At 43.4% G+C, this 14,728-nt stretch carries 10 protein-coding genes, 3 tRNA genes and 3 rRNA genes; 15 read left to right on the top strand and 1 reads right to left on the bottom strand.

The genetic code is table 11. The annotated features are described in order from the left end of the window. The first annotated feature begins 11 nt into the window (after positions 1-11). From recR to BQ5364_RS16605, 15 genes are all read left to right on the top strand, one after another. Positions 12-608, top strand: coding sequence for a recombination mediator RecR (gene recR, locus BQ5364_RS16675; protein WP_004614332.1), 597 nt, complete (start codon positions 12-14; stop codon positions 606-608). Next, positions 608-1,714 carry a LacI family DNA-binding transcriptional regulator gene (locus BQ5364_RS16670; RefSeq protein ID WP_004614331.1) on the top strand — a complete coding sequence of 369 codons (1,107 nt, stop codon included), beginning with the start codon at positions 608-610 and terminating at the stop codon, positions 1,712-1,714. The genes recR and BQ5364_RS16670 overlap by 1 nt, the downstream gene beginning before the upstream one ends. 245 nt (positions 1,715-1,959) lie before the next feature. Further along, positions 1,960-2,613 carry a fructose-6-phosphate aldolase gene (fsa, locus tag BQ5364_RS16665; RefSeq protein ID WP_004614330.1) on the top strand — a complete coding sequence of 218 codons (654 nt, stop codon included), beginning with the start codon at positions 1,960-1,962 and terminating at the stop codon, positions 2,611-2,613. 83 nt (positions 2,614-2,696) lie between these two features. Continuing rightward, entirely contained in the window at positions 2,697-3,533 is an 837-nt protein-coding gene (locus BQ5364_RS16660; RefSeq protein ID WP_004614329.1) for a transketolase, read from the top strand. After that, complete coding sequence (locus BQ5364_RS16655; protein WP_004614328.1) at positions 3,521-4,456, top strand: transketolase family protein; 936 nt, start codon at positions 3,521-3,523, stop codon at positions 4,454-4,456. The genes BQ5364_RS16660 and BQ5364_RS16655 overlap by 13 nt, the downstream gene beginning before the upstream one ends. A gap of 87 nt (positions 4,457-4,543) precedes the next feature. Continuing rightward, on the top strand, positions 4,544-5,029 hold the full coding sequence (locus BQ5364_RS16650; RefSeq protein WP_117787765.1) for an HD domain-containing protein: 486 nt from the start codon (positions 4,544-4,546) through the stop codon (positions 5,027-5,029). A 147-nt stretch (positions 5,030-5,176) separates the two neighbouring features. Beyond that, positions 5,177-6,217 (top strand): LysM peptidoglycan-binding domain-containing protein, encoded by a 1,041-nt coding sequence (locus BQ5364_RS16645; protein ID WP_004614325.1) that lies wholly within the window; start codon positions 5,177-5,179, stop codon positions 6,215-6,217. Positions 6,218-6,274: 57 nt separating this feature from the next. After that, on the top strand, positions 6,275-7,522 hold the full coding sequence (locus tag BQ5364_RS16640; RefSeq protein WP_022249861.1) for a DUF5711 family protein: 1,248 nt from the start codon (positions 6,275-6,277) through the stop codon (positions 7,520-7,522). An 8-nt stretch (positions 7,523-7,530) separates the two neighbouring features. Then, positions 7,531-8,322 (top strand): CvpA family protein, encoded by a 792-nt coding sequence (locus BQ5364_RS16635; RefSeq protein ID WP_004614323.1) that lies wholly within the window; start codon positions 7,531-7,533, stop codon positions 8,320-8,322. A 396-nt stretch (positions 8,323-8,718) separates the two neighbouring features. Continuing rightward, a 16S ribosomal RNA gene (locus BQ5364_RS16630) occupies positions 8,719-10,249 on the top strand. A 69-nt stretch (positions 10,250-10,318) separates the two neighbouring features. Next, a 5S ribosomal RNA gene (gene rrf / locus BQ5364_RS16625) occupies positions 10,319-10,436 on the top strand. A gap of 388 nt (positions 10,437-10,824) precedes the next feature. Further along, a 23S ribosomal RNA gene (locus BQ5364_RS16620) occupies positions 10,825-13,721 on the top strand. The 16S, 23S and 5S rRNA genes sit together here with 3 tRNA genes alongside, the layout of an rRNA operon. Before the next feature lie 87 nt (positions 13,722-13,808). Next, positions 13,809-13,881, top strand: a tRNA-Asn gene (locus BQ5364_RS16615). 5 nt (positions 13,882-13,886) lie between these two features. Then, positions 13,887-13,958: transfer RNA gene (locus tag BQ5364_RS16610), tRNA-Glu, on the top strand. A 41-nt stretch (positions 13,959-13,999) separates the two neighbouring features. Beyond that, positions 14,000-14,070: transfer RNA gene (locus BQ5364_RS16605), tRNA-Cys, on the top strand. Between the two features lie 94 nt (positions 14,071-14,164). On the opposite strand, the gene BQ5364_RS16600 is transcribed toward BQ5364_RS16605, so the two are convergent. Beyond that, positions 14,165-14,722 (bottom strand): biotin transporter BioY, encoded by a 558-nt coding sequence (locus tag BQ5364_RS16600; protein WP_004611473.1) that lies wholly within the window; start codon positions 14,720-14,722, stop codon positions 14,165-14,167. Positions 14,723-14,728 lie beyond the last annotated feature (6 nt).

The following is a 14,728-nucleotide window of genomic DNA, read 5'->3' as shown; positions in this document are numbered from 1 at the left end:
GTGCAAAAGAAATGGATTATTATAGCAGCCAGATAAGTAAATTAATCGAAGAATTATCAAGACTTCCTGGTATTGGTGCAAAGTCAGCTCAGAGGCTGGCTTTTCATATTATCAACATGCCGAAAGAGCAAGTGCAAAGTCTTGCGGGCTCGATGACAGAGGCAAGGGAAAATGTACGCTATTGTAAACAATGCCACACGCTTACCGATCAGGAATTGTGCCCGATCTGCAGCAACAGTAATCGTGATGCAAAGACAATCATGGTGGTGGAGACGACGAGGGATTTGGCGGCTTACGAAAAGACAGGAAAATATCAAGGAGTCTATCATGTGCTTCACGGTGCGATCTCGCCAATGCTTGGGATTGGACCTGGAGACATCAAATTGAAAGAGCTGATGGAACGTCTTCAAGGAGATGTGGATGAGGTGATTATTGCGACAAATTCCAGCCTGGAAGGGGAGACGACGGCGATGTATATCAGCAAATTGATCAAGCCTACCGGTATCAAAGTGAGTAGAATTGCAAGTGGAGTTCCAGTTGGCGGCGATTTGGAATATATAGATGAAGTGACGCTTTTGCGAGCATTAGAGGGAAGAACAGAGATTTGATGAAAAAAAAGAAAGTGACATCGACAGATATTGCGCGGAAAGCAGGGGTATCTCAGTCGACCGTGTCTATGGTTTTAAATAAAAAATATAATGTTTCTTTTTCGAAAGAGACAATTGAGAGAGTGGAAAAAGCAGCGAAAGAGCTTGGATACGTGGCGCCGAAACGCAAGGTCAGAAAAGCGGGGAAAAAGGAAAAGCATTTGGCGGTATTTTGCCCGAACCTTACCAATCCATATTATGTGATGCTTCTGCAAGGGGTTGAGATGCGTGCGCGAGACGAGGAATATACTTTGTTTGTATGTAATACTCAGCGGGATCTTGGTATGGAAGAACGATATTTAAAGATGATGCCGAGCCTGAATCCGATGGGAATTATCTATATGTGTAATCCGAGTGAATGCTTTATGGATATGGTGGAGCGTCTTGCCGAGCGGATTCCGGTCGTGATCATCAATAATCAGAATGAGAAACTGAGTCTGGATGCGGTGGAATTGGATAATTCAAAGCTTGGACGTCTGATGGCGCGTCATCTTCTGGATTTGGGACACAAAAAAGTCGCTTATATTACCCCGCCTCTTACGACGAGACAAAAACAGCGGTCGAAGAGGACGGAAGGTTTTTTGAAAGAGTTTGAAAAGGAAGGTCTGAAATCACAAGTAATTGTGAAAGAGGCTGGTGAGCAGATGGACATCGGAGTGGCAAATGTGGATTCAGAATATCGCGTGGGATATGAGCTGACTAAGGAGCTTATGGAAGAAGAGGCGGATCTGACGGCAATTGTCGGTCTCAACGATATGATTGCGCTTGGAATACTGGATGCTTTGTATGAGCTGAAATACCGGGTGCCACATGATGTTTCGGTGATGGGATGTGACAATATTCTGTTTGGAAAGATGCACAAGGTGGCTTTGACGACAATTGAGCACTTTGTGATTTTTAAGGGAAGAGATGCCTGTGATATTATTATGAAAAAAATTAAGTTTAAACATGCAGACTTTGCTGATATGGAACCGGTAAGCACGTACCATGTAGAGTATGAACCTAAATTAATCACACGCGGAACAACCTCTTATGCCAAGATAACCGACAGGACAAAACAAAAGTGAAATTAATAGAAAAGAGAAAATTATTAATAATAAAAATATGAAAAATATTTGTAAAGAAGCCTGAAAATGGCTTCTTATTTTTATGGCAAAGGAAAATATTTCACATCATAGAAATAATAATTTTAAAATATTAATAAAAATAATTACTAATAAAAATGCGTCCGGTTGACGGGCGAATAAGGGGTGATATAATGAGCTCATAAAGAATTATTCAGGATATTTAGCAGTCGAAGGAGGAAACGAATATGAGATTTTTTATTGACACAGCAAATGTAGAGGATATTAAAAAGGCAAATGATATGGGTGTTATCTGTGGAGTTACAACCAATCCGTCACTGATTGCAAAAGAAGGACGTGTTTTTGAAGAGGTTATTGCAGAGATTGCATCAATTGTAGATGGACCAATCAGCGGAGAAGTGAAAGCTACAACTGTTGACGCAGAAGGAATGATTGCAGAAGGAAGAGCCATTGCAAAAATTCATCCGAACATGGTTGTGAAAATCCCTATGACAGTGGAGGGACTCAAAGCTTGTAAAGTATTGTCCTCAGAAGGAATTAAGACAAATGTGACTTTGATTTTCACGGCAAATCAGGCATTGCTGGCTGCGAGAGCCGGAGCAACATATGTTTCTCCGTTTTTAGGAAGATTGGATGATATCTCTGTCAGAGGTGTGGATCTGATTTCCGAGATTGCAGAGATTTTTGCAGTTGCAGGGCTGGACACAGAGATCATTGCAGCAAGCGTAAGAAACCCAATCCATGTGACTGACTGTGCTTTGGCCGGAGCAGATATTGCAACTGTTCCATATGCTGTGATTGAGCAGATGACAAAACATCCTTTAACAGATCAGGGAATTGCAAAGTTCCAGGCGGATTACAAAGCTGTTTTTGGTGAATAATGAAAATGTACTTGCATATTTGAAATGGTACAAATATAATCAAGAGTGTATTGAACGTAAAATGAAAAAGTAGGAGGCAGCTCATGAACAAATTAGAATTAATGAAAATAGCTAATGAGGTTCGAAAAGGTGCAGTGACGGCTGTTTACAATGCAAAATCCGGACATCCGGGTGGATCACTGTCAGCGGCAGATATTTACGCATATTTATTTTTTGAGGAAATGAATATCGATCCGAAAGAACCGAAAAAAGCAGATAGAGACCGTTTCGTATTATCAAAAGGGCATACAGCGCCTGGATATTATGCTGCATTGGCTCACAGAGGATTTTTCCCGGTGGAAGATCTGACTACACTTCGTAAGGTAGGATCTTATTTACAGGGTCACCCTGATATGAAACATATCCCAGGGGTAGATATGTCAAGTGGTTCCCTTGGACAGGGGATTTCAGCAGCTGTAGGTATGGCACTTTCGGCGAAACTTTCGAATGAAGATTACAGAGTTTACACACTGTTAGGTGACGGCGAGATTCAGGAAGGACAGGTATGGGAGGCAGCAATGCTTGCAAGTCACAGAAAACTGGATAATCTTGTTGTGATCGTAGACAATAACGGACTTCAGATTGATGGTGCAATTGATGAAGTATGCTCGCCATATCCAATTGACAAGAAGTTTGAAGCTTTCAATTTCCATGTGATCAATGTGGATGGACATGACTTTGATGCTTTGGATGCAGCTTTTAAAGAAGCAAGAGAGACAAAAGGTCAGCCGACAGCGATCATTGCAAAGACGATCAAAGGAAAGAACGTGTCGTTTATGGAGAATCAGGCATCATGGCATGGCTCTGCACCGAATGCAGAACAATATGCAGTTGCAATGGCAGATTTAGAGAAAGTAGGTGAAGCACTATGTCAGATGTAAAGAAAATTGCTACTCGTGACAGTTATGGAAATGCCCTTGTAGAATTAGGAAAAGAACATGAAAATCTTGTTGTTTTGGATGCTGACTTAGCAGCTGCCACAAAGACTGGCGTATTTAAGAAAGTATTTCCGGAACGTCACATTGACTGCGGAATTGCAGAATGTAATATGATGGGTGTTGCAGCAGGTCTTGCTACAACAGGAAAGGTTCCGTTTGCAAGTTCGTTTGCAATGTTTGCGGCAGGACGTGCATTTGAGCAGATTCGTAACTCTATCGGATATCCGAAGCTGAATGTAAAAATCGGTGCGACACATGCGGGAATCTCAGTAGGAGAAGACGGTGCGACACATCAGTGTAACGAGGACATTGCGCTGATGAGAACAATTCCGGGGATGGTTGTCATAAACCCATCGGATGATGTGGAAGCAAGAGCGGCAGTAAAAGCTGCTTATAAGCATGAAGGACCTGTTTATCTTCGTTTTGGAAGACTTGCAGTTCCGGTAATCAACGATCGTGAAGATTATAAATTTGAACTTGGAAAAGGTGTTGTTCTTCGTGAAGGAAAGGACATCACTTTGATCGCCACAGGTCTTCCGGTAGCTGAGACACTGGAAGCGGCGGAAAAATTAGCGGCAGATGGTATCGATGCAAAAGTAATTAACATCCATACAATCAAACCTTTGGACGAAGAATTGATTGTGGAAGCTGCAAAAGAGACTGGAAAAGTAGTTACAATTGAAGAACATTCCGTGATTGGCGGACTTGGAAGTGCGGTTTGTGATGTGTTATCGGAAAAAGCACCTACAAAAGTTCTGAAGATTGGTATCAATGATACTTATGGAGAATCAGGACCGGCAGTTGAGTTGGTTAAAAAATACGGTTTAGATGCGGAAAGCATTTATAAAAAAATAAAAGAGTTTTAATAAAAACATAAGAGGCGAGAGTGTTGACACTTTCGCCTCTTATGTTTTATGATGTTTGAGAAATCAAAATGTTATGAGGGATGCAAAATGTTTAGAAAAATTCAAGATAAACTATACAGTCTGCGGGATGAATGGAAATATGATTTTTATGATTGTATTCGAGATATTGCCGAACATCCTGTCGTGCTTCGCATGAAATTATATCCACATCATGGCACGACGAATTGCTATCAGCATTGTGTCCATGTGGCATATTACAATTATCAGTGGTGCCGTTTTTTTCATTTAGATGCAAGATCGGCGGCGAGAGGGGCGATGCTTCATGACTTGTTTTTGTACGACTGGCACACACATGCGAAAAAAACGGGAGATCATTTTCATGGACTCACACATCCGAAGACAGCGTTAAAGAATGCGAGCAAATTTTTTGAACTGAATGAGATTGAAAAAGATATTATCTATAATCATATGTGGCCGGTTACTTTTTTTAGAATACCAAAAACAAAGGAAGGGTTTATTACGACTCTTACCGACAAATATTGCGGGGCATGCGAGACAAGTAAAAGAAGATGATGACGAAAGGATAGGAGAAAAGCGTTTTCCCTATCCTTTCTTTGGAATTTATGTCGAACAGTTTCTGGAAGGGGCGACAGTATCTGATAAATTCAGCACTTTTCATATGCTATGATGAGGAAAAATATGCAGATGAGGTGAAAGAAAATGAAAAAACAACTTCCAAAAAATGTTCGACAAATAGGAAATGTAAGTGACAGTTCAAAAATCTATGTAGAAGATTATGTAGACACATTTTTTAATCAACTGTGTGATAAGACCGACCAGATGCCAATCGGAGCGTTTTTGGTCGGAGAAAAAGTACAAGAAGAGGATCAGGATTTGATTTACATATACGGTGCAATTCGGATGAGCGAAGTGACCATGAAAGGACAGGATATCCACGTTCAGGATACGGTTTGGAAAAATGCATGTGAAGTCTGTAAACAATATTTTGAAAATGCAGAGATTTTAGGGTGGTTTTTGACTGTTCCGGGACAACCGCTGGAGGCAAATCATAACATAAAGAAAATTCACGAAAAATTTTTCTCCAGAGAGAAAAGCATTTTTGTCTTAAAAAATACAGTTGACCGAGAGGAGCAGTTTTATATACATAAATATCAGGACTTGATGGAGTGCGGCGGACACTATATTTATTATGAGAAAAATTTGGAAATGCAGAATTATATGATTGCGAGTCGTAAAAATAATGGAGTAACACCCAGTGAAACTATTGAGGATCGAGTTACAAAGAATTTTCGTGATGTCATAAAAGAAAAGATGGAAAAAAACGAAGAAAGACACGGCGCGAGATTCATATATGCGGCAAGTACTTTTCTTGTTCTTGTGGTGTTTGTGATAGGGGTTACGATGATCAATAATTATGATAAAATGCAGGGAGTTCAACAATCGCTGGATACTATCTCCAAATCTGTTTCTAATAAAGAAGGGGATAAGGTGATGGAGACAGGCGGTGAGGTTATCGAAGAAGAAAAAGAACAAGAAGGAGACAAAATCTTAGAGGAACCTGAGAATCCGGAGGCACAAATTCTGGAAGATGACATTTATGTAGTTGAAAAGGGAGATACCCTTGCAACAATCAGTCGAAAAGTATATGGAGATATATCCCATGTGGAGGCGATCTGTAAGATGAATGGTTTGGAGAATGGAAATCTCATCTTTATCGGACAAAAGTTGTTGTTACCATAGTAAAATGTGCTATACTATTGATGTAGCATGAACCAAAGAAGAAATAAAGGGGAGCATATGAAGAAGAAATTTGGTTTTCATATTGTAAAAGAAAAAAAAGACCCGACGGAGGAGATTGCAGATGATATTATAGATGAACTGCAGGATAGCCAGAATCCGATGCGGGAGATGGAGTTAAAAATAAAGGCGCATAGATATCGATTTTTTCGACGGGTTGTGATCGTTGCGGTATCTGTTGTTGTGGTGACTGCGGGAGTGGGGCTGTTTTTGAAATACCAGACATATGAGAATGTCGCTGTGACCGCTACATATGAGAATGAAGAGGCGGATAACAGTAATTACAGAGAGTATGCCGGAGGGGGTTTGAAATACAGTCGAGATGGCATTGTTTATTTAGATAAAAAAGGTCAGGAAATATGGAATCAGCCGTGTCAGATGAAGAATCCGATTGTGGAAGTGTGCAAAGGAACGGCAGCTGTTGGGGATCAAAGTGGGACAAGTATTTTGGTGTTTCAAAAAGATGGACTAAAAGGAGAGATTAAAACAACGAGTCCAATCCAAAAGCTGGTTGTTTCGGAACAGGGAATCGTAGGGGTGGTGCTCAAAGGAGAATCTACACAGCAGATTATTTGTTATGATGCAAAAGGGAATATTCTTGTGGAGCAGAACACTTCACTTGCAAATACTGGATATCCGTTGGATATTGCCATTTCCAATAATGGAGAAGCACTTCTTGTTTCATACTTATCTACAAAAGGCAGCGAAGCGATGACGAAAGTAGTTTGTTATAATTTTGGTGAGGCTGGAGAAGAGAAGAAAGATCACGAAGTTTTTGAAAAAGAATATGAGAACGAAGTGGTCCCGACGGTTGCGTTTTTGGATGAGAAAACTTCTGTGCTGATAGGGAATGATATGCTGGTGTTCTATAGTGGTTTGGAAGATCTTCAGCAGGTCAAAAAGATAAAGATTAAAAAAGAGATAAAAAGTGTGTCATATGATAAGAGCGGAGTGGCGCTTGTTCTGAAAAATTCTGGAAAAAGCGGATATGAACTGCGCATTTATAATACAAAGGGGAAACAGATACTGTCAAAAGATTTTGAGGGTGAGTACGGAAATATAAAAATGACCGGTAACCAGGTGGTTTTGTATGATGGAAATAAATGCATGATATTTGATCGATCTGGAGTTTGTAAATTTGAAGGAAAGATGGAGACAAATATTATAGAGATTTTCCGAATGACAGGTCTGAATAAATACATGGTGATAAGTGCAGAAGGACTTCAGGAAGTTCATCTGGTGAAATAGGAGAGTATATGAATGGATTATTAATTTTAGTCGGTATTATACTTTTGGTATGTGTGATTGCCGGTTTGGTTCGAGGGTTTATAAAAATAGTGGCTTCATTAGCTGCAACAATCATTATTATCGTCTTGGTGGTTTTTCTTACGCCATATGTGAGTAAAGGAATTTTAAAAGTGACACCTTTAGAGAGGATGGTACAGGAAAAATGTGTGGAATTATTAACTCCGGATTTGGAAGATATGGATTTGTCGGGGATTGAAATCAATGGACAAAAGTTAGATGGAATTGATCTGGAAGCGGCTGGGATTACGGAAGAAGATATAAAAAATCTGATAGGAAAGATTGATCTGACGAGAGAACAGCAGATTTCGGCGATTGAAAATGCAAATATTCCACAATTATTTCGTGATTTACTCTTAGAAAATAATAATGCAGAGATTTATAAAAATCTGGGAGTCAGTACGTTTGGTGAGTATGTTGGGGCGTATATGGCGAAAGTGATTGCGGATTTTGTGGGATTTCTGCTGACACTTCTAATAGTTACAATAGTTGTCCGCACAATTGTCTATATGCTTGGATTGATCAGCGATCTTCCGGTTATAGGCGGACTCAACAGAATTGCGGGCGGAGTGCTTGGAATGGCAACAGGGGTGATTATTATCTGGGTGATTTTAATTGTTGTGACATTATTGTATACGACTTCAATAGGAAAGATTTGTTTTGAAAATATTGCAGATAGTCAGATACTTACATTTTTGTATGATCACAATCCGCTTTTGGAAGCTATTACTAGATTTAGGTAGGAGCGAAGTTTTAGAGAAAATTTTAGAGAAATAATGAGGAAAAAGGTACCGTAAAATAACGATGGAAAGTTATTTTGCGGTATTTTTAAAAAAATTAAAAAATGTATTGACAGTTACGTAAAGCCATGATAAAATAACGTTCGTTGTCAAGGAGAGACAAAAACAACTTAAAAAGAATTTGAAAAAAATTAAAAAAGTTGTTGACAAGCGAAAAGAGATGTGGTAATCTAATATAGCTGTCGCAAGACAACAAAGAACATTGATAATTAAACAACAGATGACAAGATAACCCTGAAAAATTCTTAAAAGAGAAAAATTCAGAACAGACATGAAAATGTCAACCTAAAACAGTAAAGGGAAAGATAGCTAGCAGTTATCTGAACCGGAACAAACACTTTTAACGAGAGTTTGATCCTGGCTCAGGATGAACGCTGGCGGCGTGCTTAACACATGCAAGTCGAACGAAGCGCTTAAACGGATTTCTTCGGATTGAAGTTTTTGCGACTGAGTGGCGGACGGGTGAGTAACGCGTGGGTAACCTGCCTCGTACAGGGGGATAACAGTTAGAAATGACTGCTAATACCGCATAAGCGCACAGTGCTGCATGGCACAGTGTGAAAAACTCCGGTGGTATGAGATGGACCCGCGTCTGATTAGCTAGTTGGTGGGGTAACGGCCTACCAAGGCGACGATCAGTAGCCGGCCTGAGAGGGTGAACGGCCACATTGGGACTGAGACACGGCCCAAACTCCTACGGGAGGCAGCAGTGGGGAATATTGCACAATGGGGGAAACCCTGATGCAGCGACGCCGCGTGAGCGAAGAAGTATTTCGGTATGTAAAGCTCTATCAGCAGGGAAGAAAATGACGGTACCTGACTAAGAAGCACCGGCTAAATACGTGCCAGCAGCCGCGGTAATACGTATGGTGCAAGCGTTATCCGGATTTACTGGGTGTAAAGGGAGCGTAGACGGTTGTGTAAGTCTGATGTGAAAGCCCGGGGCTCAACCCCGGGACTGCATTGGAAACTATGTAACTAGAGTGTCGGAGAGGTAAGCGGAATTCCTAGTGTAGCGGTGAAATGCGTAGATATTAGGAGGAACACCAGTGGCGAAGGCGGCTTACTGGACGATTACTGACGTTGAGGCTCGAAAGCGTGGGGAGCAAACAGGATTAGATACCCTGGTAGTCCACGCCGTAAACGATGACTACTAGGTGTCGGGGAGCAAAGCTCTTCGGTGCCGCAGCAAACGCAATAAGTAGTCCACCTGGGGAGTACGTTCGCAAGAATGAAACTCAAAGGAATTGACGGGGACCCGCACAAGCGGTGGAGCATGTGGTTTAATTCGAAGCAACGCGAAGAACCTTACCTGGTCTTGACATCCCGGTGACCGGCAAGTAATGTTGCCTTTCCTTCGGGGCACCGGTGACAGGTGGTGCATGGTTGTCGTCAGCTCGTGTCGTGAGATGTTGGGTTAAGTCCCGCAACGAGCGCAACCCCTATCTTCAGTAGCCAGCATTTAAGGTGGGCACTCTGGAGAGACTGCCAGGGATAACCTGGAGGAAGGTGGGGATGACGTCAAATCATCATGCCCCTTATGACCAGGGCTACACACGTGCTACAATGGCGTAAACAAAGGGAAGCGAACCTGTGAGGGGAAGCAAATCTCAAAAATAACGTCTCAGTTCGGATTGTAGTCTGCAACTCGACTACATGAAGCTGGAATCGCTAGTAATCGCGAATCAGCATGTCGCGGTGAATACGTTCCCGGGTCTTGTACACACCGCCCGTCACACCATGGGAGTCAGTAACGCCCGAAGTCAGTGACCCAACCGTAAGGAGGGAGCTGCCGAAGGTGGGACCGATAACTGGGGTGAAGTCGTAACAAGGTAGCCGTATCGGAAGGTGCGGCTGGATCACCTCCTTTCTAGGGAAGAAGTAAGGGATTGAAAGAAATCTGTTGTTTAGTTATGAGTGCTCAAAGAGTACAAAACTTTTCGGTGGCGATACGCCCAGGGGAAACACCCGTACCCATCCCGAACACGATGGTTAAGACCTGGGAGGCCGATGGTACTGCACTGGAGACGGTGTGGGAGAGTAGGTGGCTGCCGAATCTATAAGAAAATAAGCGAAAGCTTTTTTATATAGATACAGACATGAACACAAAGATAAATGAAAAATAGTAGTATTGATTAGTGGAAAATAGCGTCATGTCAACCCGACCAGCAGGGCAGTGCTGTTTAACATAACTGGATTTACCAGTGATCAGAGATGAAAAGAGATTTTGATTTCTGATGACTGATAAAACAGTCAAAAAGAATGTACCTTGAAAATCGCATACAAGAAACGAAATGATAAGAAAAATATCAAGACATCCGAGGTAATTGTTAAAACTAATAATTAACTCATTCGAACACAACGAATTAAAAAAATGACCTATTACCAACGCACATCACGCTAGGTGTGTGTAGCAGACATCCATTCCCGTGGATGGAAGCAGTTGGTTATGCTAGAAAGAGCGTATGGTGGATGCCTTGGCACTAAGAGCCGATGAAAGACGTGATAAGCTGCGAAAAGCTTCGGGGAGGAGCAAATATCCTACGATCCGGAGATATCTGAATGGGGAAACCCGGCGGAGCAACCCTCCGTCATCTTAACGCGAATCCATAACGTTAAGAAGGGAACCCGGTGAACTGAAACATCTAAGTAGCCGGAGGAAGAGAAAGAAACATCGATTCTGTGAGTAGCGGCGAGCGAAAGCGGAAGAGCCCAAACCGACCTGCGTGCAGGTCGGGGTTCGGACTGCAAAATTGACGAGCGAGTCTAATGGAAAGGTTTTGGGAAAGCCTGCCAGAGAGGGTGAAAGCCCCGTACATGAAAGACGAGTGAGCATGGCAGTATCCAGAGTACCACGAGACACGAGAAACCTTGTGGGAATGAGCGGGGACCACCCCGTAAGGCTAAATACTCCTTAGTGACCGATAGCGCATAGTACTGTGAAGGAAAGGTGAAAAGGACCCCGGGAGGGGAGTGAAAGAGAACCTGAAACCATATGTTTACAAGCTGTGGAAGAGCTTTACATGCTCAACCGCGTACTTTTTGTAGAACGGTCCGGCGAGTTGCGCTGGCTGGCGAGGTTAAGGACTGAAGGTCCGGAGCCGAAGGGAAACCAAGTCTGAATAGGGCGAATATAGTCAGTCGGAGCAGACCCGAAACCGGGTGATCTACCCATGTCCAGGTTGAAGTTGCCGTAAAAGGCAATGGAGGACCGAACGCACATCCGTTGAAAAGGGTGGCGATGAGGTGTGGGTAGGGGAGAAATTCCAATCGAACCCGGAGATAGCTGGTTCTCCTCGAAATAGCTTTAGGGCTAGCCTCATACGAGTCTTGCGGAGGTAGAGCACTGAATTTCCTAGGGGGCGTCAAAGCTTACCGAAGAATATCAAACTCCGAATGCCGCGTAGATGATGTATGGGAGTCAGACTATACGAGATAAGTTGGATAGTCGAAAGGGAAAGAGCCCAGACCACCGGCTAAGGTCCCAAAATGTGTGTTAAGTGGAAAAGGATGTGGGATTTCGAAGACAACCAGGATGTTGGCTTAGAAGCAGCCATACATTAAAAGAGTGCGTAATAGCTCACTGGTCGAGAGGTCCTGCGCCGAAAATGTCCGGGGCTGAAACACACTACCGAAGCCGTGGAATCATCGCAAGATGATTGGTAGAGGAGCATTCTTAAAGAGAAGAAGCTGTACCGGAAGGAGCAGTGGATTTTTAAGAAGAGAGAATGCCGGAATGAGTAGCGAGAGGAAGGTGAGAATCCTTCCGGCCGAATATCTAAGGTTTCCAGAGTAAAGCTGATCTGCTCTGGGTAAGTCGGGGCCTAAGGCGAGGTCGAAAGACGTAGTCGATGGATAACAGGTTGAAATTCCTGTACTATGATATGACAGAACTGTGGGGACACGTGTGGAAAGCGGAAGCCGGGAATGGAAAGACCGGTGCAAGCAAGGTAGGAGACTGGTTGGCAAATCCGCCAGTCAATCTGAAGATGTGATGCGTACTGAAATATAAGTAAGGAAGTCCGTGAGCCATGCGTCAAGAAAAGCCGCTATTGTTCATATCGTACCCGTACCGTAAACCGACACAGGTGGATGAGGAGAGAATCCTAAGGCCGACGGGAGAAGCATTGTTAAGGAACTCGGCAAAATGACTCCGTAACTTCGGGAGAAGGAGTGCCAGTGAGAGCTGGCCGCAGAGAATTGGCCCAAGCAACTGTTTAGCAAAAACACAGGTCTATGCAAAACCGAAAGGTGAAGTATATGGGCTGACGCCTGCCCGGTGCTGGAAGGTTAAGGGGAGAGGTTAGCGGTAACGCGAAGCTTTGAACTTAAGCCCCAGTAAACGGCGGCCGTAACTATAACGGTCCTAAGGTAGCGAAATTCCTTGTCGGGTAAGTTCCGACCCGCACGAAAGGCGTAATGATTTGGGCACTGTCTCGACAATGCACCCGGTGAAATTGAAATACCAGTGAAGATGCTGGTTACCTGCGCCAGGACGGAAAGACCCCATGGAGCTTTACTCCAGCTTGATACTGGGATTCGATATTGCATGTACAGGATAGGTGGGAGACTAGGAAGCGGTGACGCCAGTTGCCGCAGAGTCGCTGTTGGGATACCACCCTTGCAGTATTGGATTTCTAACCAGCAGCCGTGAACCGGCTGGGGGACAATGTCAGGTGGGGAGTTTGACTGGGGCGGTCGCCTCCGAAAGGGTATCGGAGGCGCTCAAAGGTTCCCTCAGAATGGTTGGAAACCATTCGAAGAGTGCAAAGGCAGAAGGGAGCTTGACTGCGACACCGACGGGTGGAGCAGGTACGAAAGTAGGACTTAGTGATCCGGTGGTATAAAGTGGGATTGCCATCGCTCAACGGATAAAAGCTACCCTGGGGATAACAGGCTTATCACTCCCAAGAGTTCACATCGACGGAGTGGTTTGGCACCTCGATGTCGGCTCATCGCATCCTGGGGCTGGAGTAGGTCCCAAGGGTTGGGCTGTTCGCCCATTAAAGCGGTACGCGAGCTGGGTTCAGAACGTCGTGAGACAGTTCGGTCCCTATCCGGCGTGGGCGTAGGATATTTGAGAGGAGCTGACCTTAGTACGAGAGGACCGGGTTGGACTGGCCGCTGGTGAATCTGTTGTTCTACCAAGAGCATGGCAGAGTAGCCAAGCCGGGAAGGGATAAACGCTGAAGGCATCTAAGCGTGAAGCCCCCCTCAAGATGAGATATCCCATAACGTCAAGTTAGTAAGACCCCTTGAAGACGACAAGGTAGATAGGACAGAGGTGGAAGTGCAGTAATGTATGTAGCTGACTGTTACTAATCGGTCGAGGGCATAACCAAAAGGTGATAGGAACAAGAAGGATGAAGAGAGACTTATCGAGTGGATTGTATGTGATTTTGAAGGCACATGAAAGTACCTGAAAATAATCCTCCTTAGCTCAGTCGGTAGAGCACTCGGCTGTTAACCGAGTTGTCGTTGGTTCGAGTCCAACAGGGGGAGTTTTTGGCTCCTTGGTCAAGCGGTTAAGACATCGCCCTTTCACGGCGGTAACACGGGTTCGATTCCCGTAGGAGTCACTTAAGCCACAGGATATGTTCTTGTGGTTACAATTAGATATGGCGCCATAGCCAAGTGGTAAGGCAAAGGTCTGCAACACCTCTATCACCAGTTCAAATCTGGTTGGCGCCTTTAAAATATATCGAAAGTTTAAAGCTTTCGATATTTTTTATTGTGAGAATTTTGTTCTATGTAATGAAAAATGCTTGCATAATAAAGGAGAGCCCTAGGATAATCCCGGGACTCTCTTTCTTAGATTTAATCCAAGTATACTTGCCAAGATGGCTTTTAAAATAGCAGTAGGAATAAATGGAAGCACACAAGCTGTGAGTGCAACCCAAACGGTGCTGTGCATGATGATACAGAACATAACAACACCAAAAAGATAATTAATGCATGTTCCGAGAATCAGACAAAAAGTAAAACAGCCTTTAAAACGATTTTTGTACTCAACGCCAAGTCCGATAATGAACGCCATAATTGGAAATGAGATGATAAAACCACCGGTTGGGCCAACCAAAAGTTGATATCCACCGCTAAAGTTCGCGAATACGGGAACACCAACTGCTCCAAGCAGCACATAGATGAGAGAAGCTACAGCTCCTTTTTTAGAGCCGAGTATAATTCCGGCTAGTGTGATGGCAAAGGTTTGCATGGTCATTGGAACACCAAGAGGCATTGGAATGGATATTTGCGCCATAATAACGATGACGGCAGTAACTACACCAATCATACATAGATCCAGTGTTTTAAAGTTGGTTTTTTGCATATAAGTTTCCTCCATAAGATT

Source organism: Coprococcus phoceensis (assembly GCF_900104635.1).
GTDB lineage: Bacteria > Bacillota > Clostridia > Lachnospirales > Lachnospiraceae > Faecalimonas > Faecalimonas phoceensis.
This window is presented reverse-complemented; position numbering and strand designations above follow the sequence as displayed.